Genomic DNA, 26,381 nt, shown 5'->3' with positions numbered 1-26,381 from the left:
CCAGGTTGGCAGCGTGACCAGGCGGCCGTATGCCATCACCGTGATTGTGCTGGCGTTCATCCTGTTTGGTGGTGCCTCTTACGTGCGGACAGGGCTTGAGGTCGGCGATCTCGATACCGGAGCCCCGGAGCTCCGCCCCGATTCGAGGTACAATAAAGACAATGACTACATCATCAACCACTACTCCACCAGCAGCGATATGCTTGTCGTCATGGTTGAGACCCCTACCGACCAGTGCGCTGATTATGAGACCCTGGCCAATTCCGACCGGCTGCAGTGGCAGCTGCAGAATACGCCTGGAGTTCAGTCAAGTTACTCCATGGCGGACTTTTCGAAAAACTACCTGTCCGGCATGAGCGAGGGTTCGCTGAAATGGATGGTCGTCACGCGTGACAACTCTTTTCTTGAATACTCCTCGGTCGTTGCGACCAGGGAAGGCGTGGTGAATACGGTCTGCAGTTTTTTCCCCATCAAGGTTTATCTCAAAGACCACAAGGCTGATACCCTCAAGACAGTGGTCGCCGTCGTGGAAAAATTTGCCAGGGAAGTGAATACAGATGATGTCCGCTTCCTGCTGGCTGCAGGGAACTCCGGGATCGAGGCGGCGACCAATATCGAAGTCGAGAGAGCGCACAAACTCATCACCTTGGTTGTCTATGCGGTGGTCGTCCTTGTCTGCCTGCTCACGTTTCGGAGCTGGCGTGCTGCGGTTTGCATTGTCCTGCCGCTGTACATCACCTCGGTACTGTGTGAGGCGTTGATGACCTGGCTCGGCATCGGCATCAAGGTGGCGACCCTGCCTGTTATTGCGGTTGGGGTGGGCATAGGTATTGACTACGGGATCTATATCTACAACAAGCTGAAATACTACCTGGACCAGGGATGGAATATTCATGACGCCTATGGTGAAGCCCTGAAGACCACCGGCCGGGCGGTTGGCTTTACCGGGCTGACGCTTGGTGTTGGCGTTGCGACCTGGGTCTTTTCCCCGATCAAGTTCCAGGCGGATATGGGGATCCTGCTGACCTTTATGTTTGTCTGGAACATGGTCGGCGCCCTTCTGGTTCTGCCGGCATTGGCAAGGTTTCTGGTCAAGCCGGAAAAGGTTGTTGAGCCCGAAACCGGGAGTGGACATTGCCGCCCGGTGAATGGGAATTTTTAGTCAAAAGTTACATCAGTCCGGCCGAAGGGATATGTTGCCCCCGTGCCAGGAACAATCGGACAAACCATTTCTATCAGTTACTACAAAAAGACCTGAGGTAAAAAATGGAAGATTTGCATGGAAAGAGGGCGTACATAATAGGAGGATCTTCCGGAATCGGCTTGGCAATTGCCGAGCACCTGGCAAGGCATCGGGGAACTGACATTGTTCTGTTCGGCCGTAGCTTGTCGAAGCTGAAGAAGGCCCAGCAACAGCTTGCACCTGGCGTTGCTTCGCCCCGCCAGGTGAATTGTCTTTCGGTCGACGTTGATAATGAAGAGGCGGTCAACGTCTGCATGACTGAGGCTATGCGAACGTTTGGAAGACCGGATATTCTAGTATTAAGCGCCGGAACAACAGCCACAAAACGGTTTGTCGAGCTCAGTGCAGAGGACTTCAACGGGGTGCTGCAAACCAACGTTCAAGGTACGGTAAATTGCCTGCGGGCCCTCATGCCGGAGATGGTTAAAACCGGAGGTAAAATAATGCTGGTGTCATCGTTGGCCGGATTTATGGGCATTTTTGGCTATAGCGCCTATTGCGCCTCCAAGTTCGCATTGGTGGGGCTGGCAGAATCACTCCGATGGGAATTAGAGGAGACCCCTGTAGATCTCTGTGTACTATGTCCGCCGGAAGTCGCCACCCCCTTGATCGAGCTTGAGAAAGAAACGATCCCTAAAGAGACACGTGCAGCCAAGGATCTTCTTGGCACACTGGAAGCCGAATATGTCGCGGCCAAGGCGGTGAGCGGGATGCTCAAGGGAAAGTTTGTGATCATTCCCGGCTTCAAGGCGCGCCTGATGTATCTGGTGAGTCGGGTGTTGCCGAAAAACCTTATCTATAGGCTAACGTTGAAAATGGTTGCTTTGACGATGCCTAAAAACTGATGAATTGCACCTGGGCTGACTCTTCTACGCTTAGCCAAAAATGTTGGTTCCCGTGGCGGAGATCGCATCGTTGCTGAAAATACGATAGTGAACAAAGCAAGAATGAGAGGAAGTACACGCTATGAATACGCCAAGACATATCTGCCAGGTTGCTTTTTCCGCACTGGATAATTTCGGTTTGCGAAAATGGTACTGTGATGCTTTTCAGCTTCTTGAGTCGAGCAGAATCCTGTTCTTTCCGCCCTCCACCACCCAGGTTCAGGGTATAAAAAATGCCCTTTCGACCTGTGGCTGGCTGGTAGACAGCCAGGATTATTTTCAGCTTGAGTTTTTCAAATTCATCAATCCCAGGTCGAAGCCGCGGCCTGACCGGAAACCCTCCGATATTGGCTACAACATTCTGGGCATCCAGGTTGCCGATTTTGACAAGACCGTGAAACGGCTGAACGCTATGGGCAGTGCGCCCATAACCGACCCACGAGGCGACAAAGGTAACCGCCGGGTTTGCGTTGCAGACCCCGAGGGCAACATCGTCGAATTGTTTGAGAGCTATCCAGTCAGCTTTCCGGATGTTGTTGCCAGCCGACCTGAAATAAACTCTACGGTACGCTCGATAGTCGTCTCCGTTCCCGACCTGGAAAAGTCCCGTAATTATTTCAGTGAGGTGCTCGGGCTGTCCGTCGTCGAGGACGGTGTCCTGCACGACGAGTCCCACGAGGAAATGTGGGGATTGCCGGGGGCCAGAAGCAAGAGGCTGCTGCTGAGAAGTGCCAACTTCCTGGTGGAGCTGGTTCAGTATATTGAGCCATCCCCTCGCGCATGGCCGGAGGGGTATCAAATCTGTGATCAGGGTATCATGAATATCGCCCTTGGTTATTCCTCGACCGCAGATTTTGACCAGGCATTCAAGAAGGCTGTCGACGGGGGATCGCGGCCCAATGGCAAGCCGGTGGATATCGGGGTGTTCAAGGTCATGTATGTCAACGATGACGATGGGTTCAGCGTGGAGATGCTCCATGCGCGACGGCGGTTATGGTCCGTTTCTGGTTTCAACCCATCTTATGCCTATGTGACAAACGAGGTCATGATTGATGCTTCCCCCGAAGAGGTTTGGTCGGTGCTCACCGACCACGACACCATGGGAGATTGGTGTCTGTTTAAGGCAAAGGTTGTCAGGCCGGGAGATACAGACCCCAAGGGGTTGGGAACACAGCGCAAGGTCAGTGCGTTGGGGATGAAGATCCTGGAAGAGATTATCGAATGGGAGCCGCATCGTCGTTTTGCCTATACCGTCCGGAGCGGAGGGGGAGTCAAGGATTATCGGGGGGACCTGCTTCTGTCTCCACAAGATGATGGTACCCATCTGCGCTGGTCGATGCGTTTTCGTCCCCTGATCCCCGGGGGAGGAAAACCCGCTGCTCTGCTTCTGAAAAAAATTTTTGCCAGTGCGGTCCAACAACTAAAAGCCAAGGTTGAAGCGGCCAAGGCCGTGTAATAGAGGTGTTAACGTTCAGGAGAAAATGATGAAAAAGAGTACTGTATCATTGTTCAATTTTGTCTATTTGCTGACACCGCTAGTGGTTGCATTTTCTCTTGCGGTCAACGTGCAGGCGGCATCGCGTGACGGTTCCGTCCTGCCGCTTTCGCCCCCACCGTTCAAAGGGACAATCAAGAAGACTTTCGAGGGCTCGATCCAGGATTTTCCGCAACCGGTCAAGCCACCTGAAGGGGCCCCGAATATAGTCGTTATTCTGATCGATGACCTTGGGTTCGGTCAGCCCGGCACTTTCGGCGGGCCCGTTCCAACTCCTAAGCTCGATTCGCTGGCGGCAGAAGGCTTACGCTACAACCGCTTTCATACCACGGCAATCTGTTCGCCCACCCGGGCGGCGTTGTTGACCGGCCGTAACCATCATCAGGCCGGTTTCGGTACGATTACCGAATTGTCAACCGGTTACCCCGGTTACAACAGTGTCTGGCCGCGCAGTACGGCAAGTATCGCCGAGATCCTGAAGGACAACGGCTATTCCACCGCGGCATGGGGCAAGTGGCATAATACCCCGGATTGGGAGACAACACCGATCGGACCGTTTGAACACTGGCCGACCAGCCTCGGTTTTGAATATTGGTACGGATTTCAGGGGGGAGAGTCGAGCCAGTGGGAACCACAACTCTTTCGCGGGACGACCCCGGTGGAGCCGCAGAAACGGCCTGAGGATGGCTACAACCTGAATAGTGATCTGGCCGATGATGCCATTGCCTGGATCAAGCGCCAGCAGGCGATATCGCCGGATAAGCCGTTTTTCGTCTATTTCGCCACAGGTGCGGTGCACGCACCGTTGCATGTAAGCAGGGAGTGGATTGACAAGTTCAAAGGGCAGTTCGACCAGGGCTGGGACAAGGTGCGCGAAGAGACGTTGAAGCGTCAGAAAGAACTGGGTGTGGTGCCTGAGAACACCGACCTGACGCCCCGTCCAAGCAGTATCCCGCCCTGGAATTCGCTCGATGCGGATGCCAAGCGACTTTATGCCCGCCAGCAGGAGGTTTTTGCCGGTTTTCTTGCCCAGACCGATTACGAAATCGGCCGGGTGATCGATGCAGTGCATGCTCTCCCTGATGGCGATAACACTCTGATTATTTATGTGGCCGGCGATAACGGGCCGAGCGCCGAAGGCAGTTTGACCGGAACGATCAACAATTTGATGACCCAGAACGGGATTCCCGATACGGTGGCCAACCAGTTGCCCCATATCGATGAAATCGGCAGCTCACCCGAGTTCGAGAATCACTATGCGGTTGGCTGGGCCTGGGCAGGATCATCCCCCTTCCAGTGGATGAAACGTGTCCCTTCGCATTTTGGAGGGACACGTAACGGTATGGTCATTTCATGGCCTGCGCAAATTCATGATGGAGGGGGGCTGCGGGCGCAATTTCATCACGTCGTCGATATTGCCCCGACGATTATGGATGCGGTCGGTATTAAGCAGCCGAAGGTCGTCAAAGGCACCGAGCAGGTTCCCATGGCGGGTGTTAGTATGATTTACAGCTTCGATAACGCAGATGCTCCCGGGCAGAGGCATACTCAGTATTTCGAGGTCGGCGGCCATCGGGCGGTTTACCAGGATGGCTGGATCGCTGCCTCTTTTCATGGTGTACCTTGGCAACTAAGCGGTTCCGTTGGGTTTGCAGACAGTAAGTGGGAACTGTACAATCTCGAGGAGGATTTCTCTGAAGCCCACAACCTGGCTGGTCAATATCCCGAAAAGCTGGCACAGCTGGAAAAGCTCTTCGATAAAGAGGCTGAAATCTACAACGTCTACCCGCTTGACGACCGGTTTATCGAGCGTGCTCTCAATCCCGAGCGACCGTCCTTTGTCAGGGGGCGGACCCAATTCGATTATGGGGCGGGGACGGTACGGATTCCTGAAGGAAATGCTCCTCCCATCTATCAGCGATCCCACACTATTACCGCCGACATCGAGGTGCTGGAAGATGGTAACAGCGGTGTTATTGTTGCGGAGGGTGGCTCCATGGGCGGGTACTCGCTGTATCTCGACAACGGCGTGCCGGTCTATGAATACAATTTTTTTGGGCAGGACCATTACCGTCTTGCCTCCATGGAGCCGCTGGCGCCAGGCGCGCATAAGGTCGTGGTTGTGTACCAACAGAAAACTCCGTTTAAACGGTTTCGCGAGTTTTTTGGTGGTCCGGCCAGATTGATTGTCGATGGTGTCGAAGTTGCTCAGGGTGAGATCGAAATGGTTGTTCCCGGCCGTTTTTCTGCGACGGAAACACTTGATATCGGTATGGATCTCGGCTCTACGGTGAGTCGAGGTTATGCAGCAAAAGCGCCTTTTGCGTTTGGCGGTAAGATTGACAATGTGAGATTTGAGCTGAAGTAGGTCTGTTACCAACTGCCTGATTATAAGAGGGATAGAACTATGTTAAGAAAAATCGTTTTATTAACAGTTGCGATGTTTTTCTCAGCTGCCGCTGGTTGGGCTGCCAATCCTCTGCTGGAGAAAACGGTCAAGGTAGCCGACAATATGGAGCCGGTATTCCAGCACCCGGCACAGATCCAGGAAGCGGCCGCCAAACTGGCCAAGCTGTATGGCAAAACCGGCAAGCGCCCCAATATTCTGGTTCTTCTGGTCGATGACATGGGCTGGGGCGACCCCGGGGTCTACGGCGGCGGGATTGCTGTCGGGGCTCCAACTCCGCATATCGATCAGTTGGCGGATGAAGGGTTGAGGTTGACTTCGACCTATGCCCAACCGACCTGTTCACCGACGAGGGCTACCCTGAACACGGGAAGACTGCCCATTTACCATGGCATTTATCGACCGCCGATGTACGGTGAAAAGGGCGGCCTGTCCGGAGAAATTACACTGGCACAGCTGTTGAGCAAAGCTGGTTACCATACGGGTATGGTCGGCAAATGGCATCTGGGGGAAGGAAATGATCAGCAGCCACAGAACCTTGGGTATGATGAGTTCTTCGGTTTTCTTGGGGTTGCCGATATTTACACCGACTGGCGTGATCCCGCCATCTCCCCGGATATTGCCAATCGCCCTGAGCTGGTTGAAGCGTTCGAACAGCTCCCCTTCAACCACAACCTGGTTCGTGCAAAAAAAGGTGAAGAACTCGAAAACCTGGAGAAAATCACGGTTCCGGTGCTGGCCAATATTGATCAGCAATTTGCTGATTACACCGTTGATTTCATCAAGCGGATGGCAAAACAGGATGAACCGTTTTTCATGATCCACGCCTTTTCCAAGGTCCATTACGACAATTATCCTGCGGACGGTTATGCCGGTAAATCGCCATCCGGTTATCCCTATAAGGATGGAGTGATCGAGGTTGACGATATTGTCGGCAGAGTGGTCAAGACCCTTGAAGAAACTGGCCAGGCCGAAAATACCTTTGTGTTTTTCACTTCGGACAACGGCCCGGAGGAGGATACTTTTCCCGACAGCGGCCACACTCCTTTTCGCGGTGCCAAGGGAACCACCTGGGAAGGAGGTGTTCGCGTACCGGGGATTGCCTGGTGGCCGGGAGTAATTAAGGGCGGCCGTGCTTCCGACGGGCTGTTCGATCTCGCCGATCTGTTTACCACGTCACTGGCGCTGGCCGGGGCAAAGGATAACATACCGACTGATCGATATATCGACGGCATTGACCAGACCTCCTTCCTGCTCGCTGACGATGGTGAATCGAATCGAAAAACTGTCTTTTACTGGTACCAGGATAAACTGTGTGCCATTCGTATTCATAACATCAAATACAATAACTACCTGTTTGTTCCTTTTGAGGACGGCAGGAAAATTGCCAAAAGCAACTCGGTGATCCAGAAAGTCCCGTATGTCTGGGCACATGACCTGACCATTGATCCGAAAGAACGTTTCCCGGCACTCAACAGCCACACGCCGCGCCTGACCTGGCCGGTTCCGCTGATGCTTCAGGAAGCCAGACGTTATGTCGGTAATTTTAAAAAATACCCACCCAATAAAAATGTCGTGACCACAATAAAGTCAGAGTGATAGCTGAAACATGGTGAAGCAGACAGGGTGAGCTGAGATGTTACGGTTGATAAACGAGATGGATTTGTTGATGTCGATGAGACAAGGAGGTCCAATGTGAAAGCTGCTGTTCTTCAAGGAAGTCAATTAACTGTCAAAGAGGTCGTCGCTCCTGTGCCCAGGGAAGGGGATGTCCTGGTAAAGTCTCTTGCCTGTGGTGTTTGCGGCTCGGACCTGCATGTCCTTCACTATTGTGATGCCGTTCTGGAAGGATTCAGGCGAGGGGGGGTGCCGATTGATTTTGACCCTGCACCTGGAGTTATCCTCGGTCACGAGTACTGTGCGGAAATCGTGGATTTCGGACCTGGTACTGAGAAAAAACTTAAGCGTGGGACGAGGGTTACGTCGATTCCCTATATCGTCAACAATCAGGTTTTTGAACATGTTGGGTATTCAAACATTTATCCCGGCGGCTTCGGTGAATATATGATTCTTCCGGAGTCTTTACTGATTCCTGTCCCCGACAACCTGCCAAACGATCTGGCGGCACTGGCGGAGCCGCTGACAGTGGGCGTCCATGCTGTGGACCGTGCCGGGATGACCGGGAACGAGGTGCCGATTGTTCTCGGTTGCGGAACCATCGGCCTGATGGTGATCCTCGCTTTGAAGGCGAAAGGAATAGGCCCGGTTGTCGCGGTCGATTTTTCTCCTTTCAGGCGCGGACTGGCGGCAAGGCTTGGCGCGGACATCGTGGTAAATCCAGCCGAGCAATCGCCTTACCAGTCGTGGGTTGAGGTCGCAGCACCGGACGGCTATCGGATAGACGGCCCGGAGGCTTTGTTCGGAGTTGGGGTGCAGCCACGCCCCTGTGTGGTCTTTGAATGTGTCGGAGTTCCCGGATTAATTCAGCAGATGTTTAATGGCGCACCTCCCCGCTCTCGCCTGGTTATTGTCGGCTTGTGCATGCAGCCGGATGAAATCCACCCCAGCATCGGCCTGTTTAAACAGATGGACCTTCGGTTTTCCTTTATCTATCACACCGAGGAATTCGCCGAAGCCGTGCAGATGCTGGCTGACGGCAGGGTGGATGGTTCGGCGATGATTACCGGGAGGGTGGCGGTTGAAGCTCTCCCTGAAATGATCGCAGAGCTGGGTGACCCTGAAAAGCATGCCAAGCTGGTTGTGCAGTTCGATTGAGGGTTGGTCAGGGAAAAAGAACAGGTCGGGCTGACTTTACTGAACGTCTCGTTACTGTTTTTATTGTTGGTAGAAATAAAACGTGACTTAGGTTTGAGGCTGGGGCATATTTAACTGACTGGTCAGATAAGGTCTGTCGGAGTACTTAACGAAGGTTAAAAGTCGTCCATCCGCAACGTCTCAAGTGGCGATCTCTACGTCATTGAGGGAAGTTTGGGGGAGAGCGTCACAGGGGTTTTGATTTTTAATCAATTTGACCCAGGTCGACCTGGCAGGATTTTGTTACCGGAAAAACATCGGTTATCGGACTGTTTTTCCGGAAAACATCAGAGGAGTAAAAAATGGATAAGATTCTTCGGATCAATGTTGGTGCAGAAGGTGGCCCAAAAGCTGTAATAGAACCGGTTGGACGTTACGCTACCCTGGGGGGCCGTGCCATGACAAGTACCGTACTATGGGAGGAGGTGCCGCCGGATTGCGACCCCAGGGGGCCGCAAAATAAATTGATACTTGCGCCTGGGATCATGGGGGGGAGTGTGGCTACAACCTCCGGTCGACTTTCGGTGGGCTGCAAGAGCCCCTTGACCGGTACCATAAAAGAATCAAATGCCGGTGGCCAGGCAGGACACGCTATCGCAAGGCTTGGATATGGTGCCATTATCTTGGAAGGTGAGCGAAAAGTTGATGGGTTGCTCAAACTCGTGATCGATAAGGATGGCGCCACCTTTGCCGCTTGTGACGAGTTGAAAATGCTCGGCAACTACGAGGTGGCCGAGAAAATCAAGGCTGAACATGGCGACAAGGTGGTCATGCTCGGGATAGGTCCAGCCGGCGAGCAGCTATTGGGTAATTCCAGTATTGCCGTGACGGACAAAGATTTTCGTCCGACTCGTCATGCTGCCCGTGGCGGCCCAGGTGCAGTCATGGGATCGAAGGGAATTAAAGTTATTGTCATTGACACAGAAGGGGTGTCAATGCGTCGGGCGGTCGATGCCAAAGGATTCACGGAAGCCAATCGTAAGCTTGCCAAAGCATTACAGGACTCTGGCTACACTGGACAGGCGCTGCCCGCATACGGCTCGGCAATGCTCGTGGAGTTGGTGAATGAACTGGGAGCTTTCCCGGCGTTAGGTGCAAGACAAGGGCAGTGGGACGAGAGCGAGAAGATAAGCGGCCCCACTCTGGTGGAGACCGAAATTGAACGCGGAGGAGAAGGCGCCGCAACCCATGGTTGCCATACCGGCTGCATTATTCGCTGTTCCGGTACGTTTCGGGATAAGAAGGGGAAATTCGTCACCAAGCAGCCGGAATACGAAACGCTTTGGGCCCACGGAGGCTACTGCGGTATTTCCGATCTGGACTCAATTGCCCAAATGGATCGCTTAGATGACGACTTGGGGCTTGATACCATTGAAATGGGTTGTACCATCGGTGTAATGATGCAGGCTGGTGAATTGGAGATGGGGGATGCAGAAGGTGCGATTGCTCTTCTTGAAGAAGTTGGCAGGGGAAGCGAGAAAGGTAAATTGATTGGCTCCGGTGCAGCTGCTGTTGCAAAACATTACGGTGTAGATAGAGCACCGGTGGTAAAAGGACAAGCGATGGCAGCCTACGATCCCCGTGCCATGAAAGGTTTGGGGGTCACCTATGCAACCTCCCCTATGGGAGCAGATCATACGGCTGGCAACACGCTTGCGCACCATTTGTATATGGCAGAACCGATAGTTCCCGCTTTGGCAACGGATGAACAGTGGCTGGTTTCTGCCATTGAACAGATCAATTCGGCTGCCATAGATTCTACCGGATATTGCCTTTTTCTCAGTTTTGCCGCCTTGGATCAGCCGGAGGCAATGCAGTACTTACTTGAATCCATGAGTGCGTTTACCGGAGCTGATTACACCGGAGAAAGCTTCATGGAGATGGGTCGCAGCGTACTGAAAAAAGAATTGGATTTTAACCGGAGAGCGGGATTTACACAACAAGACGACAAGCTCCCGGATTACGTGATGAACGAACCGCTTGCTCCCCATGACGCTGTTTTCGACGTTCCTGAAGATCAATTTAAACAAGTCAATGATTATATAAAAGAAAGCGGTTCCCAATCCTAGGACATTGGATGCTTTGAAGGCTGAGAAAAGGGAGAGCAGAGCGGTTGAGGTAAAAAAACATTTGTGACCTTGCCATTGCCCTAAAATAATGCCCAAATTTGTGTATAATTACACAACTGTCTTGAAAAGGGAGGAGAGAGATGGAACGAAAGACGGTATGGATTTCTGGAGCGGCCAATGGCATTGGCAAGGCAACGGCGATTCTGTTTAAGAAACATGGGTATTTTGTTGGTATCGCGGATATCGACGAAGCTGGTCTTAAGGAGCTGCAGCAAGAACTGGGAGCTGAGAACTCCCACTATATGGTTTGTGATGTATCGAGTCCTGAAAGCGTTAAGGCAGCTTTTGACTCTTTTGCCCTAAAGACCGATAAAAGACTGGATGTGCTTGTCGCAAATGCAGGAGTTTTGGCCGTCAGCTACTTTGAGGAAACACCGCTTGAAAAGTATAAGCAGATTGTCGATATCAATGCATTTGGTAATGTTAATCAGGTTTATCAGGCTCTCCCGGTACTTAAAAATACACCCGGGTCTCATATTGTTTTTATCTCCTCTTCTTCGGCTATCTGGGGGATACCATTCTACACTGTATACTCCGCAACCAAAGGTTTTGTAAAACATTTGACGGAAGCGCTGCAAATTGAATTCGAACGCCATGGTATTACAGTAAACAGCGTATTGCCGCATATGGTGAAGACCGCCATGGAGGATGCCCAGCTTGATGGCGGGGCGAAACCTGAGCAGTTTATGATAACACCTGAAATAACCGCTGAAGTAATCTGGAAGGCTGCGAACAATCCGAAAAAACTTCATTGGGTGATGGGGAAGAACATGGGATTATTCTTTTTCCTGAAACGGATATATTCCAATAACGGTATGCAAAAACTGATCAGGAAGATTCTTTATGATCCGTTTAGAAGCTGAAGCTGTTCATCGTGCATCGACAGGTTCTTTGGTAAAAGGTAAGAAAAGGTTTGGGGAAAAGCTCCTTTTGCTCTGTGGGCGGTAATGTTCACAATTCCAAAAACGGAGCGCAACTGTCTCGTCTCAATCTACACAAGCTGGTAGCTAATGGAGGTATTATGAAAACAAAACTGATTCAACCGACCGCATCCGCATACGCTTATCCATTGCTGATTAAAAACATTCTTAATACCCCGTTGATCTATTCCCCTGAGCAGAAAATCCTCTACCGCGATCAGATGGAATATGATTACAAGACATTTGGCCAACGTGTGGAAAAGCTCGCCAACATGCTCCAGGAGCGCGGGGTACGCCCCGGGGACACTGTAGCGGTTATGGATTGGGACAGCCATCGCTACCTGGAATGTTTTTTTGCTGTTCCCATGATGGGGTGTGTACTGCATACCATCAATATCCGCCTGACACCCGAACAGTTGATTTATACCATCAATCATGCAGAGGATGACGTTATTCTGGTCAATGAAGATTTCCTCCCGCTTCTTGAATCAGTAAAGGACAGATTCGAGACGGTTAAGCAGGTGATCCTTTTAACGGACAAGAAGGAAACGCCCCAATCGTCCATGGAACTTGCAGGGGAATACGAAGCGTTAATGGCCGACGCCCCGACAGGCTATGAATTTCCGGATTTTGATGAAAATACCATGGCCACGACGTTTTACACCACAGGTACCACCGGCCTTCCCAAAGGAGTATTTTTCAGCCATCGCCAGATTGTGCTGCACACATACGGCCTCATGTCGGGCCTGTGTGCCTACGATACCCAGGCCAGCTTAAATTCCTCTGATGTATACATGCCATTGACCCCTATGTTTCACGTTCATGCCTGGGGGCTTCCTTACTTCATGACCATGTTGGGGGCCAAGCAGGTCTATCCTGGAAAGTATGAGCCGGAAACACTTCTCAAGCTGATTCTCACTCATAAAGTTACTTTTTCCCACTGCGTACCCACCATTATCAATATGTTGGTGACCAGTCCGGTAATCAACCAGGTAGATCTGGGAAACTGGAAAGTGGTCATAGGCGGCTCAGCCTTACCCCAGGGGCTCTGCCGTGAAGCTCTGAAACATGGTATCAATATCTATGTCGCTTACGGCATGTCCGAAACCTGCCCTCTGCTCACCGTGGCCAACATCAAGCCCAAATTCAAAAACAAAAGTGAAGACGAGCTGGTGGAGCTCCGTTGCAAAACCGGACTTCCTGTGCCCAACGTCAACCTGGAAATTATCGATTATAACGGTAACCCGCTTCCCCATGACGGTAAGTCCGCTGGTGAAGTGGTGGTTCGATCCCCCTGGCTCTCTCAAGGCTATGTCAAGGATGAGCAAAAAAGTGAGGAACTCTGGGCCAACGGATGGCTCCATACCGGCGACATAGGTGTTATCGACAGCGAGGGCTATCTGCAGATTACCGACCGGCTCAAAGACGTCATTAAAACCGGCGGAGAGTGGATCTCCTCTCTTGAATTGGAAAACATTATCAGCCAGCACGAAGCGGTCAAGGAAGTGGCTGTCGTGGGGATTGCCGATGAGAAGTGGGGAGAACGACCTCTTGCCATAGTCAACTTGAGAGAAGACAGGATAGACAAAATATCGGCGGAAGATATTAAATCATTCTGCATGACCTTCGTTGAAAAAGGCATGCTTCCCAAATATGGCATTCCATCCAGGATTGTTCTCAATGAAACAATCCCCAAAACCAGTGTAGGAAAAATCAGTAAAAAAGATATCCGAGACCAATACAGATAATTTACGATCATTAAACAGTTAAGTCTTTTTCTGCCTGTCGGGTACCCCTGTCATCTTGTGATCATAATTTTGCAGGATGGTGCCTTGAGGGCGGACGAAGTTGGATAGCCGCTGGACAGGCGGGCATCCTTCGCGGTACAGCGAGCTCTGCGGGCCAGAAGAGGGAGAATCGATTGCCCTATGCATCCCACGGGGATTCCTGTTGATCGGCTCACAGCGAGGGAGGTCTATGTCCCGTGCGGTGGTATCTGTCTCTGGAGGTAGGACCAAATGCATCGCCGAATAAAAAGGAGCACGTCAATGAAAAAAAATTTTCTGAGCGCTGGTGCTGTCCTGTGTTTTTTGCTTACAGCTCTTTATAGCTATGCTCAAACAACACTTCCTTTGCCTGAGTACCGATTTAAAGGCAATATCGGCACAACCTTTAAAAACAGTGACCCTGCTGTTTTCCCGAAACCGGCCAAACCTCCGGAAGGTGCTCCCAATATTCTGTTGATCCTGCTCGATGATGTAGGTTTCGGTCAATTCTCGGTTACTGGGGGAGGAGTTCCATCTCCGCAAATGGACAGGCTGCTGGACAACGGTGTGCTGTACAATCAATTTCATACTACCGCTCTTTGCTCGCCTACCCGGGCAGCCCTTCTTACCGGACGTAATCACCATTCGGCAGGTACGGGCATTATTACCGAGTTGGCAACCGGGTATGACGGTTATACCGGCGTAATCCCCAGAAGCACTGCTACCATAGGGGAAATATTACGGCAAAATGGTTATGCCACAGCCTGGTTTGGCAAAAACCACAATACGCCGGTCTACGAAACAGGCCCCTTGGGTCCTTTTGACCACTGGCCCAATGGACTTGGATTTGACTATTTCTATGGCTTCAATGCCGGCGATATCAACCAGTTCAGGTATGACCTGGTTGAGAACAGAAATCCGGTGGAACGACCTGAAGGCGAAGTGCATCTCTCCACTTTGCTGGCGAATAAAACCATCGAATATTTACAGCGTGCCGAAGCTTTTGAACCGGATAAGCCCTGGTTTGTGTACCTGGCTACTGCGGCGACACACAGCCCGCATCAGGTCTCGCAGGAATGGATAGACAAGTTTAAAGGTAAATATGATATGGGCTGGGATGTTTATCGTGAACAGACTTTTGCCCGTCAAAAAAAACTCGGTGTACTTCCTGAAAACGCGCAGCTTACCGCAAGGCCTGAAAGCCTTCCGGCCTGGGACTCCTTAAACGCTGACCAGAAAAAGCTGTACAGTCGGATGATGGAAGTATACGCTGCTTATGGCGCCCATGTTGATTATGAAGTCGGCCGGGTTCTGGATTACGTTCATACCCTTCCGGATGCTGACAATACCATGATCATCTATATCGTCGGCGACAATGGTGCAAGTGCTGAAGGGGGGCTGGAAGGTGCTATGAACGAGATAGCTGTTTTTAACTCGCACAGCGCAACCTACAAAGAAATTCTTCCCTATATGGACGAATTGGGTACTGAAAAACATTTTAATCATTTTCCCGCAGAATGGGCCTGGGCGATGAGCACGCCTTTTAAATGGACGAAACAGGTAGCCAGTCACCTGGGCGGGGTCAGAAACCCCATGATCATCTCCTGGCCGGCAAGATTGAAAGCACAATATGGCATCCGTCATCAGTTTACCCATGTCACCGACATTGCGCCTACTCTTCTAGACGCTGCAGGACTGGAAGAACCGCTAATGGTTAATGGCGTTGCCCAAAAGCCGATGGAAGGGCATAGCTTTTTCGCCAGTATCACGAATCCGGATGCCCCTGAAAGCCATACCATGCAGTATTTTGAAATGTTTGCCAACCGAGCCATTTATAAAGATGGCTGGTGGGCGGGCAGCAGATCATTTGTGCCATGGCAACCGGATCGTTCGGGGTATGACCCTAACACCGCTAAGTGGGAGATGTACAACCTCAAGGAGGATTTTACCCAGGCAAACGATCTGGCAGCAAAGTACCCGGAGAGGCTGCAGCAGCTTGAAGCGCTGTGGTGGGCCCAGGCCAGCAAATACAATGCCTTGCCATTGGATTGGCGGGGGGCGGCGCGATTTTCGGCAGAGTTGACAGGCAAGCCGAACCCGGGTGCGGGAAGAAAGCATTATGTCTATCCCTATGCAATCTCAGGACTGCCTGAGGCGAGCGCTCCCAACCTGAAAAATAAGAATTTTTCCATTGCAGCAGATGTTGAAGTCTCTGAAAATGACAGCGGCATGATATTCACCCAGGGGGGAAATACTGCCGGATGGGGATTTTATATGATGGATGGATCGCTCTATTTTACGCACAATTACATAGACCTGGAGCGTTTCATAATAAAATCCGACGGCAAGATTTCGGCAGGAAAGCATGAAGTAAAAGCTGTATTTGAGTATAAGGGCGCAAAGGCTTATGGCCAAAACGGAACCGTAACACTTTTCGTTGACGGAAAAAACGTCGGAGGCGGTGAAGTCAAGAAGACCACTCCGTTTCTTTATTCCATGGATGAGACGCAGGACATTGGAATGGACGGCGGGACCGGGGTAGACAACAACTATGAGCCACCCTTTACATTTAGCGGAAAGCTGTCCAACATTGTAATTGATCTGCAGTAAGAGGTTGTCCCGGTATTTGAAAAGCAGTAGCGGATTGATGAACCGTTGAATCACGCGGCTATAGAAGCTGATTCAATGAAACAGACAGCATTGCCTTACCCATGCCGCTACTGCTTTCTACGAGCTGACCACCTGCAGCTATCTTCGTGAAATGCATTGCAACACTCCGGTTTCGTTGATCTTGCAACCGGAATCTCGGGAAAAAGACCCGGGCGTATGGCTGTGGGGCAAAACCAATACAACAAGGCAATACATCTGTTATGGCCTGGGAAGTCTTGCTTTTAATTGCAGCGCCGCAGCGTGGTCCGGAACTAATTTGAGAATGCGGGCCGTCAACTGCTGCACTTCCTCCAGCTTTGCCGTCCTGAGGTAAAGATCAGCCAGGGTCATAAAATACGTTTGATTCTCCGGTTCGGCGTAAACCACTTTTTCCATCGCTTCTATGCCATCTTCCCACCGTTGCAGCCTGAGCAGGGCTAATGCCTGATTGTAGCGGGCTCTGGCAAATTGTGGCATGCCGTCTGCTGCTTTGCCAAGAAAGGTTGCTGCTTGCTGATATTTTCCCATTTCGCCATAAAGCAGGCCGAGATTATACGCGACTTCATAGAGGTCAGGTTGTTCCTCAAGTACTTCCCGGAACAGTTTCTCTGCGCTGGCAAGCTTACCTGTCCGGCTGTACTCCATCGCCAGGTTGACTTTGGCGGGATAGAACTGGTCGTCGATAGATAACGCCTGCTGATAATAACGTATCGCCTCGGTCGATTTGTGCTGCTTCATTGCCAGGTTGCCAAGATTGTAACGCTGGGGAGCAAAATCACCATTATACTGCATCGCTATGAGGTATTCTGCAATTCCCCTGTCGAAAGCGGCAAGGTCGGCTTTTCGCAGGTCGCTGCGTTTGAGAGCTGCCAGCTTGTAGGCCGCCTCGATACGGACCGCTTTTACTTTGTCGTAGAGTTTTGGCGCCACCAGCTCCCGCATGGTCTTGCTGTCGAGATAGTCCATGTTGCGTATGGCTGTGTGACGAATCAGGGAGTTTTCATCCTGCAAACCAAGTTTTAAGGCTGCAAGAGAAGCCTCTCCGGGATAATAGCGAAGCAGGGAAAGGGCAGTTGCCCGAACGATCGGTGCTATTGTGGCATCCTGTGCCAGTTTTATGAGCCTGGGACCGGCATCCGGGCTCTGGTGCCTTGCTGCCGCTATGACTTCTCCATAGTGGGTTTTACGCTTTTTACCATACCAGGTGTCGTAACTCTGTTGTATCCAGGCATATGATTTATCATTGTGACAGCCGTTGGCTGAACATGCGTTTGGAGTTTTCAGCCGTTGGCTGAGGTCGACCCGCGGGATACGGATACTATGGTCGAGGCGGAAATCGATCCCCATGTAATTCTTGCCCGGCATGTGGCACCTGATACAGAGATGTCCTTCGCTCGGTTTGCCGTTGTGCTCCTTTTTGTGGAAATGATGGTTGGGGGTATCGTAATCTTCGGCTCGATGGCATTGCAGGCACAGGTCGTTGCCCTGTTTGTGTGTTTTTAGACTGTGTACATCATGACAATCACTGCACCGGACATCCATTTGATACATCCGGCTCTGGGTGAAAGACCCGTATTCATAGACCTCGTCTTTGATCTGACCATCCGGAAAATACAACCCCTCTTCCAATAGCGACGGGACAAGCAGGTCGAGCAGGCCGCCCTGGGTGTGATCGTTGTCACCCAGCTGATAGCGGCGGGAGTGACAGGGGGCGCAAATGATTTCCTGTTGCTGTTTTGCTGCCGGATCAGTCTGGACAGCAAGGCCAAAATTGGCAAGCGAAACTCTGGCCAGGGGGGACTGGGCCGCCCATTCAGCATGTACCGATCCCGGGCCGTGGCATGCTTCGCAGCCCACGTCAATGGCGAACCAGTTGGTGGTATAACTATTGCTTGCCATATCATATTGTTTGCTGACCCGGGTGGAATGACATTCCGCACACATGCTGTTCCAGTTCTGTCCTCCGCGTGTCCAGTGCAGCCAATCGCCGGGGCCTTTCACCTCGTAAGGGGGAAGTCGGTACCACTGGGACTTTTTGGTATCCCAGGCAATGGTGAGGCACTGGAGTCTGCCGCCCGGAAACGGGACCAGGTATTGCTGCAGCGGTTCGACGCCAAATACGTAAACGATCTCAAAAGTTCCCCGCTCTCCGTCAGGTCCCTCGGTTTCCACCATGAACTTATCGCCTTCGCGGAAAAATCTACTGACGACACCCTGGTACGGATCAGTGAAATAAGCGTTGTTGAAATCGCCGATGACGGTGGCGTCGGATGCCTTGTCCATGGCCAGGTCATGGTGGGATTTTTGCCATTTGTCGTAGACAACACGGTGACAGTCGGCGCATTTTGGGCTGCCGATGAAAACGGCTTTGTTGACCGGTGGCGGCGGCGGACCATGGCTGTCGCGGGCCAGGTAGAAAAACGGCGCAACCAGGCAGAAAAGTGCCGCCACAATGGCACCTTTCTCCCAAACACCTGCCTTCTTGGGTGTAGCCGGGCCTGTCTGTGCTGTTTTTTTGTGCTTTTTCATTTATATTCTGACAGCCTGTGATTCATTATAGGCCGATCGCCGAATTCTCCTGCTGATATCCACCCGCACTACTCCGTTTTCAAGGCGTAGCGGGTGAAGAGAGAGGGCGCTGGTTGCAGGAGAAGAGAGGACATCCCCGCGACAATCAAAGGTTGAACCATGGCATGGACAGATGAATTTACGCTCTTTATTGTCCCATGGCAGGGCACACCCGAGATGGGTACAGGTGCTGGTAAGAGCGAGGAAACTCCCATCCTCGAGCCGGGACACGTAAAAACCACCCCTGGCAACAGCGGTAACTGTTCCGGGTTGGAACGTCTCGACCTTGGCAACGTCGATGTATCCGGCGTCCGTCTGTTTGTCACCACGTTTTTGCCGTGATGCCAAGATTGTCGTCCCTATCCACGCCAGCTCGATTCCAGCCAGCAATCCGATGAGTGCCCAGATCTTTTTAATCAAAGATCGACGTGGAAAAGCGGGTTTTACCTGCTCGTTGTCTTGCCTCACAACATCCGCCTCGGTCTTGTTTTCCTTGGTCATAGCGGCCAGATAAGCTGCATGCCGGCGCCCCTGAACCAGATGCCGACAACGGTGAGTGCCAGTAATATCCCGACATGAAAAAGAAAGATGAGCATGACGGTCTTGGCTGTTGCCATTTGTTGCCATTTCCTGGCTGTTGCGGTAAAGCCTCCGACCAGGACCAGGTAACCGGCCAGGATGAGTAGTCCTCTTGTCAGGAACTCGTTGCCCGGCTGGAGCTGTTCCGTTCGAAACAGCATGTCATCGGCGACGATGGCACTGCTCGTAACAATAATCCCGAGGATAAACGCGAGAAATGCTGCACGTCTGCCGTCTCGTCCGCCGAACCACACTCCTGGTGGTAAAACATTGGTCTGGCGTATGGGAATAAGCGCCAGCAGGAGCAGCACCGTCGCAGGAAGTACCCATATGGCAAAAATGGGATGGATATGGAGGAGCAGCTCCTGGAGCCCGACAAGATACCATCCTCCCTTGACCGGATTGGGGCTCAAGCCGGGGTTGGCCGGTTCGGCAAGAGGTGCATCTACCAATGCCGAAAAGATCAGCAGGACAGCGAGAAAACTCAAACCCCAGAAAAGCTCCCGCTCAACAAGAGCGGGAACTGTGTTGACTCGCTCACTCAGCATTTTTTTTGGGCCATCGGTACGGCAGATCAATCCTCCAGCTTTTCGTACCTGCCAGAAGTGCCAGATGGTGAAAATGATAAAAAAAAGCGGCAGAAAACCTACATGGATTGCGAAAAAAATAGATAAGGTGTCCGGGCCGATTTTCTCTCCACCTCTTAAGAGCTCCATCAACTGGTTGCCCACCACTGGAATGTAGGCGAACATGCTGCTGAAAATGGTTGCCGCCCAGTATGAAAGCTGGTCCCAGGGGAGCAGGTATCCAGTAAAGTTGGCAAACAATGTGAGAAATAACAGCAGGAGGCCGATGTACCAGTTCAGCAGGCGGACCCCGCCGATCGCGCCGGTGAGAAAAACGCGTAAGAGGTGCAGGATGGCGACAAGTACTAAACAGTTTCCTGCCCAGTAATGGATATTACGAACCCAGCCGGTTATGGGAACATTCTTGTACATCCCCAATACGGAACCGTACGCTGTTGAAATCTCGGGCTCATATGTCAACAGCTGCAGAAGACCGGTGATAAACAGCACCATGAGCAGCAGGGCCGCGATGCCACCCAATCCGAAACTCAAGGAAATCCGTAACGTTTCCAGCGGAATGGTCCTGGGATGAAGATGCAGGATAAAACCGGAAATAAATCTGTTTTTCGGGTCGATATGTTGCTGTGACATGGGGATAGGAGATCTGGTAGTCCACCAACGATTAGACCGCGAACATTAAACAATTGGCGTGAATAAGTCCAGAGGTTTTACTCACGCCAATAACGTGCGGTTTACCTCTTTGTCATGGCGCTGCCGATGATCATACGCTGTACTTCACTTGTCCCTTCGTATATTTCAGTGATTTTTGCGTCCCTCATCATCCTCTCGACCGGGAATTCGCGGGTATACCCGTAACCGCCGAGAATCTGGACCGCCTGTGTCGTGACTTTCATGGCGGTTTCACTGGCGTTCAGTTTCGCCATGGCGGATTGCATGGTATAGGAGAGCCCATTACTCGCCCTGTAGGCAGCTGAATAAATGAGTAATCGTGCCGCCTCAATTTGGGTTGACATATCGGCAAGCTGGAACTGTATCCCCTGGAATTGGCTGATGGGGGTGTCAAACTGTTTGCGCTCCTTGGCGTATGCCAAGGCGGTGTCAAGTGCACCCTGAGCTATTCCCAAGGCTTGTGCCGCAACTGTAATTCGCCCGGCATCAAGGGTTTTCATGGCAATCTTGAAACCTTCCCCTTCCTTGCCCAACAGGTTTTCTTCCGGGATCCGGCAATTTTCAAATACCAGCTCCATGGTTGGAGAGGAGCGGATACCCATCTTTTTTTCCTTTTTGCCAAAAGAAAATCCCGGGGTTCCCTTTTCCACGATGAAGGCACTTATGCCATGATGTTTCCGGGCCTCTTTATCCGTTCTGGCGAGAACAACATAGACATCCGCTTCCCCTGCATTGGTGATAAAGATTTTGGAACCGTTGAGTACCCATTGGCCGTTCTCTTTTACGGCAGTGGTCTTGGTACCTCCTGCATCCGACCCGGCAGACGGTTCGGTCAGCCCAAAAGCCCCCATTTTTTCCCCTTCTGCAAGAGGAACGAGGTGCTGCCTTTTCTGTTCCTCGGTACCGAAAAGATAAATAGGATTCGACGCCAGTGAAAGATGAGCGCAGAGAGTAACTCCGGTTGATGCGCAGACTCGCGACAACTCCTCCACCACGATGGCATAGCTTATGTAGTCACCCCCGGCTCCACCATATTCCTCGGGAAAAATAATGCCGGTCAAGCCTAATTCCGCAAGCTTGTCGAACATCAAGGCGCGGTCGAAACGTTCCTCTTCATCGCGCTCTCTCGCCGAAGGTGCGATCTCTTTTTCGGCAAACTCACGAACCATATCGCGAAGAAGACTCTGTTCTTCAGTATGTTCAAAAATCATGGTCGGTTATCCATATAGTTATTTGCACTGTTAGTACTTCGGTTCTGTCTCGATACATAATTAATATATTATCTTTACGTAAAGAGCAACTAATTTGTGACGTTTGTGAAAAATAACAAAATGCTTGTATTATTAGGGGTAGGGTGTGTTGTGCGATAGGCTTCAGGACGTTAAATTGTTTTTTAGATTACATATTACGTAAAGATTAATTGTTCGGCGCAAGGGGGGATGCACGCTGAATGTTGTGGCAGCTCCAGTTCCGCGGGTTCATCACTGGTCGATAACCATGATATCAGCCGGGATAGTAAAAAAAAGATATACATTGAGTCATGAAAATGATAGCATTACCTTTACGTTCATGTCAATGAACGCCTGGGCAAAAGTCTGTGGTGAACCCAACAAGAAGAAAAGGGGAGCCGTGTTGCCGTGTTGATTATAACTCATGCTACATATATAAATAATAACAATATTAGCATTGTTGATGTTTGTCCGGAGGGTAGATGCAGCCGTTAAGCCTGGGGTAGCATATTTTATTACGTAAACGTAAGAGTAGATGCGGTTGTGTGCAGCACGGAATTGAAGCACCAAGTAGAACCGAATAGCCAGCAAGGTTGCTGCGAACTCTATCCCATGATCATTTCCTGCTCATCTGGTCCCGTGAATCTGTTTCAATAAAACTGTCAATCTTTACCGTCATCAGGAGAAAGACCATGGAGTCTGCAAAGTTTACTGACATTAAAGTTCGTTATGAGAATTCTGTTGCCAGAATATCGATAAACAGGCCGACCAAGCTCAATGCAATCAGAATAAAAACGTATCTGGAACTCATCTCGGCACTGCAAGCTGCCGATGCATCACCTGACTGTCATATCATATTGCTGGAGGGAGTTGGGGGGCAGTTTACAGCCGGTAACGATCTTTCAGATCTGGTTGGTGGTGAACAGATGCAGCTGATGGATTGTGTTCGGGATATTTTCCTGACCGTTGCAAACTTGAAAAAAGTCATCGTCGCGGCGGTCGAAGGGGTCGCTGTTGGCATCGGTACAACAATCTTGCTCCACTGTGATATAGTCGTAGCCTCCAGAACAACCAAATTCCGGGTGCCGTTTGCTAACCTGGGGGTTGGGCCGGAGGGTGCATCAAGTGTCCTCTTGCCCCATGTAATCGGCCAGAAAATGGCCCGGGAGGTATTGTTTACAGGTCGGTTCTTTTCTGCAGGTGAGGCGTTGTCCTGGGGGTTGATCAACCAAATTTCCAATCCAGAAAAGGCTGTCGATGTGGCACAGGAATATATTGCTTTATTGCTCAGGCAGCCTCTTGCTTCTCTATTGAGAACCAAAGAGCTTATGCGTGTTTCTCAGCCGGAGGTAGCAACGGTGATCGATAATGAGCTGAAAGTTTTCTGTGAGCTTTTGCAAACAGAAGAGACCCGCGCCCGGATTAACGGTTTTTTAAAAGCTGTAGTTTAGAGTCTGCTCCTTCGACGTACAACAGCGACCGGTGCTGCTCAATCATACCGAATTTTTTATTGACCTCTTTGTATATGCAGGGTTGCAGCTATGAAGTCGCATGTGAAGAAGACTTTGGCGAAAGCGGTCGTTGAAATTTGCAAGAAGAGGTAATCCAGCCGCGCCAAGGACGAATCGTCAACCATGCTCTGGTGACGAAGCCGGATTTGGCAATATTGGCTCGATTACTGTTTCACTTCAGGTCGAAACTGAACGGACAACCAGTACCTGACACAAATGTGATATTTCCCCGCCGGGATTCAGGGAGGGCAGGTTAATTATCCCCTGACTCCCTTGGCGGTCTTGTGATGACTGCAATGAATTTGTCTGGACCAGGAAAAAGTTGCTGCAGTAACAGTCTGTAATGTCAAGATGTTGTTGTGAATATTGTGGGCTCCCGCTCAAGATCCTCAGTTTCTGGCCAGACATATACTCGGGATCAACACTGCTGATTTTTTTGTACCGTGCGGTGTTGATTTGAGCGGGAGCAGGTGTTATTGTAACAGGTGTTTTTGTCCCAGGGCCATTCCTGCCTGCCAGATTTTATCTCTTATTTTTCAGGCAACTATCCAGATTTCTAATCGAAACAACAACGAGTATCACATGCCAAAGCAACCCCGTTCAGCGGAAGAAATCGAAGAGGTTAAACAACAAATTCTTGAAGAGACTCTTGCCCTTATCACTGAACATGGATATGAAGGGTTTTCAATGAGGAAACTGGCCCTTCGTCTGCACATAGCTGCAAAGACAATATACAATTACTATGACAATAAGGATGAGATTTATCTGCTGGTATTAAAAAGAGGTTTCGACCTGCTTCACTCCACTTTGCTAAAAAGCATGAGTGGACACAGTGATCCGATCGATAAGCTGAGGGCAATGAAAAATGCCTATATCGATTTTGGCGTAAATCAATCGAATTACTACGACATTATGTTTACCCTGTATGTCCCGAAGCACAATGATTTTGTTGGTACTCCCCTGGAGCATGTTGCCACTGTTGAATTGAAAGCCGCGCTGAGGGTCGGAGCACTTTTCACCGATGTTATGAAGGAAATAGCAGAAATTCACAACACTATACCCAAGGAGGAAGCCAGACGTTATTTCATTCAATTCTGGACGAGCCTGCATGGGCTGGTGACAACCTACAACAATGATCTACTCGGGTATCTGAGCGGTAATCCATTTGAGGATTTGTTGATAATATCGAATAGACTCTTACGTACTTTTACACCCCGGCCAGTGGAACCTTTGCCAGATATTTGACGGTGTCAAACAAATACGGTTGAAGAATTGCGTGTGATATTGTATCTGCGTGTTGTTTCGCCGCCACAGTTCAGCAACGCTATAACAGACCAATCGGTTGCAACCTGGTGATTGGGCACTGGGCGTTACTGGGCAATTGCCTTATGTTTTCTGCATTCTCCCAATGGCAGTCCCTCTCTTTTTCCGCGCAAGAGTTCTCTGTCGGACCTTGGCACCGGGTGAGTTCTTCCCGTGGCCAATGAAGCGAAACCAGCGCATAACCGCTCTCCATCACGCCCATATCCGGCTCGTTTTTTTCTTAACCATTGCAATACATTATCCGATGTTTAGCATTGAACCTCCAAGCTGCCTCCGCAGCTTGTGGTAACGCCCAGTGTTTGCCCCCGATTTTTTATAAGAGGTGGCCCCAATACGGTCAACTCACGGCCGCCAGACAATCCACCAACCAAGGGGAAAGGCCGCCATGAAGCAGGATTATGCAAAGAATCATGGTTGTGTCATTGGGTTTATGAATCCCAGTACAGGATCAGGATCAGGCCCTAATCCCGTACGCAAGACTCAAAACCTTGTATTTTGCCCTTTGCTGCGCTGCCAAAAAAACAAAAATATTAAAAATTCTGGACATTACCGCATTGAGCTCTGTCAATTCGCATGAAGGTTGCCATTTTCAATGGTATTTTAAGAGATATGAGGAGATGTGTTTTTCCTTGACGTAAAGGAGAAACGATGCTATCTGTTATTTTCCAACTTGAGTTATGGTTATATGTTTTTTCAGTGAAATTGAACGATAATAGGGTGGTCATTTCTCTGTTGTAAATTTTTGTAGCGCACAAAAAAACGTAATGATCAGCCATTTACGAGAAGAGGGCGAATTTTATAAAAGATAATAACTAGGGGCGTGTTTTTTTTTGCACGTGAAGGTAACAGTGTTGGGGTAACAATGGGTTTCTTTTTCGGTAAAACGGTGCCTCAAGCTCCTGACGCCATGATCGGCGCTATCAACTCAGTGGCTACGATCGAAAAAAAAGAGTGGCAACAGCTGCCACTTTTCCACGATATGAACTTGTGTGATGAAACACTCTGTTGTTGAAGAGATGCTGCGGCCACAGCGGAGTGGAGGCGCGAACACTTAACGTTTCAAGAGGCAAAGGGGTAATCAATTTGGCATTATAAAAAACGGTGGAGGAGGTTGAAGTGAAGAGGACAACGATTAAGGCAGGATTATGTAGTATGGTCGTAGTGCTATTGTGGTGTCTGTCGGCGACAACCGGCGCGTACGCGCTTAATTTTGATCTTGGCAACGGGATCTCCCTTGACTGGGACACGACCCTGCGCTACTCGGTGGCTCAACGTATTGAGGATCAGGATAAGAAATTGATCGCCGATCCGAACAGTGATGACGGCAACCGGAACTTCGACCGGTGGAGCCTGATCAAAAATCGCTTCGATGTGCTTACCGAAGCAGACCTCAATTTCGGCGAAGTGGGTCCCCTCTACAACTTCGGCCTCTTCACCAGGGCTCACGGCTGGTATGATTTTGTATACAACCAAAGCAACGACCACGATTCCCCCCTGACCAGCAACAATATATCCGTTGCCTATGACAGCTTTACCGACAAGACGGAGAAATGGCATGGCAGGAAAGTGGAGATGCTTGACTACTTTCTCTATTCCGGCTTTGACGTC

17 protein-coding genes are annotated in these 26,381 nt (G+C 50.6%); 13 read left to right on the top strand and 4 right to left on the bottom strand.

Annotated elements, in window-relative coordinates:
* The 10 genes from BLQ17_RS19460 to BLQ17_RS19415 form a co-directional block, all read left to right on the top strand.
* Window positions 1-1,162, top strand: a 1,162-nt coding sequence (locus BLQ17_RS19460) for an efflux RND transporter permease subunit (protein ID WP_176761325.1), incomplete at its 5' end; no start/stop codon positions are given.
* Window positions 1,163-1,266: 104 nt separating this feature from the next.
* Entirely contained in the window at window positions 1,267-2,088 is an 822-nt protein-coding gene (locus tag BLQ17_RS19455) for an SDR family NAD(P)-dependent oxidoreductase (protein ID WP_092225823.1), read from the top strand.
* A 121-nt stretch (window positions 2,089-2,209) separates the two neighbouring features.
* Window positions 2,210-3,583, top strand: a complete 1,374-nt coding sequence (locus tag BLQ17_RS19450; protein WP_092225822.1) for an SRPBCC family protein — start codon at window positions 2,210-2,212, stop codon at window positions 3,581-3,583.
* A gap of 25 nt (window positions 3,584-3,608) precedes the next feature.
* Entirely contained in the window at window positions 3,609-5,990 is a 2,382-nt protein-coding gene (locus BLQ17_RS19445; protein ID WP_218121853.1) for a sulfatase-like hydrolase/transferase, read from the top strand.
* A gap of 39 nt (window positions 5,991-6,029) precedes the next feature.
* On the top strand, window positions 6,030-7,628 hold the full coding sequence (locus BLQ17_RS19440; protein WP_092225820.1) for an arylsulfatase: 1,599 nt from the start codon (window positions 6,030-6,032) through the stop codon (window positions 7,626-7,628).
* 96 nt (window positions 7,629-7,724) lie between these two features.
* The gene (locus BLQ17_RS19435; protein ID WP_092225819.1) at window positions 7,725-8,804 is read left to right on the top strand and encodes a zinc-binding dehydrogenase; all 1,080 of its coding nucleotides are present in this window, start codon (window positions 7,725-7,727) and stop codon (window positions 8,802-8,804) included.
* A 341-nt stretch (window positions 8,805-9,145) separates the two neighbouring features.
* Complete coding sequence (locus BLQ17_RS19430) at window positions 9,146-10,912, top strand: aldehyde ferredoxin oxidoreductase C-terminal domain-containing protein (RefSeq protein WP_092225818.1); 1,767 nt, start codon at window positions 9,146-9,148, stop codon at window positions 10,910-10,912.
* Window positions 10,913-11,052: 140 nt separating this feature from the next.
* Entirely contained in the window at window positions 11,053-11,835 is a 783-nt protein-coding gene (locus tag BLQ17_RS19425) for an SDR family NAD(P)-dependent oxidoreductase (protein ID WP_092225817.1), read from the top strand.
* Between the two features lie 158 nt (window positions 11,836-11,993).
* The gene (locus BLQ17_RS19420; protein ID WP_092225816.1) at window positions 11,994-13,640 is read left to right on the top strand and encodes a fatty acid--CoA ligase; all 1,647 of its coding nucleotides are present in this window, start codon (window positions 11,994-11,996) and stop codon (window positions 13,638-13,640) included.
* 300 nt (window positions 13,641-13,940) lie between these two features.
* Window positions 13,941-16,268, top strand: coding sequence for an arylsulfatase (locus BLQ17_RS19415; RefSeq protein WP_092225815.1), 2,328 nt, complete (start codon window positions 13,941-13,943; stop codon window positions 16,266-16,268).
* 258 nt (window positions 16,269-16,526) lie between these two features.
* Here BLQ17_RS19415 and BLQ17_RS19410 read toward each other — a convergent pair whose 3' ends face one another.
* The 4 genes from BLQ17_RS19410 to BLQ17_RS19395 all read right to left on the bottom strand — a co-directional run bounded on the left by BLQ17_RS19410 (window position 16,527) and on the right by BLQ17_RS19395 (window position 21,921).
* Complete coding sequence (locus BLQ17_RS19410; protein WP_092225814.1) at window positions 16,527-18,836, bottom strand: tetratricopeptide repeat protein; 2,310 nt, start codon at window positions 18,834-18,836, stop codon at window positions 16,527-16,529.
* Window positions 18,837-19,376 (bottom strand): QcrA and Rieske domain-containing protein, encoded by a 540-nt coding sequence (locus tag BLQ17_RS19405; protein WP_176761324.1) that lies wholly within the window; start codon window positions 19,374-19,376, stop codon window positions 18,837-18,839.
* Window positions 19,373-20,671, bottom strand: coding sequence for a cytochrome b N-terminal domain-containing protein (locus BLQ17_RS19400; protein WP_092225812.1), 1,299 nt, complete (start codon window positions 20,669-20,671; stop codon window positions 19,373-19,375). Before BLQ17_RS19400 ends, BLQ17_RS19405 begins: the two co-directional genes overlap by 4 nt.
* 101 nt (window positions 20,672-20,772) lie before the next feature.
* The gene (locus BLQ17_RS19395; RefSeq protein WP_092225811.1) at window positions 20,773-21,921 is read right to left on the bottom strand and encodes an acyl-CoA dehydrogenase; all 1,149 of its coding nucleotides are present in this window, start codon (window positions 21,919-21,921) and stop codon (window positions 20,773-20,775) included.
* A gap of 710 nt (window positions 21,922-22,631) precedes the next feature.
* On the opposite strand from BLQ17_RS19395, the gene BLQ17_RS19390 reads away from it, so the two are divergent.
* The 3 genes from BLQ17_RS19390 to BLQ17_RS19380 all read left to right on the top strand — a co-directional run.
* Entirely contained in the window at window positions 22,632-23,390 is a 759-nt protein-coding gene (locus BLQ17_RS19390) for an enoyl-CoA hydratase/isomerase family protein (protein ID WP_092225810.1), read from the top strand.
* 642 nt (window positions 23,391-24,032) lie between these two features.
* Window positions 24,033-24,695, top strand: coding sequence for a TetR/AcrR family transcriptional regulator (locus BLQ17_RS19385; RefSeq protein ID WP_092225809.1), 663 nt, complete (start codon window positions 24,033-24,035; stop codon window positions 24,693-24,695).
* Window positions 24,696-25,925: 1,230 nt separating this feature from the next.
* Window positions 25,926-26,381 (top strand): DUF1302 domain-containing protein (locus BLQ17_RS19380; RefSeq protein WP_143005566.1); only part of this gene is annotated, 456 nt, incomplete at its 3' end.

Source organism: Desulforhopalus singaporensis (genome assembly GCF_900104445.1).
Taxonomy (GTDB): Bacteria; Desulfobacterota; Desulfobulbia; order Desulfobulbales; family Desulfocapsaceae; genus Desulforhopalus_A; species Desulforhopalus_A singaporensis.
This window is presented reverse-complemented; position numbering and strand designations above follow the sequence as displayed.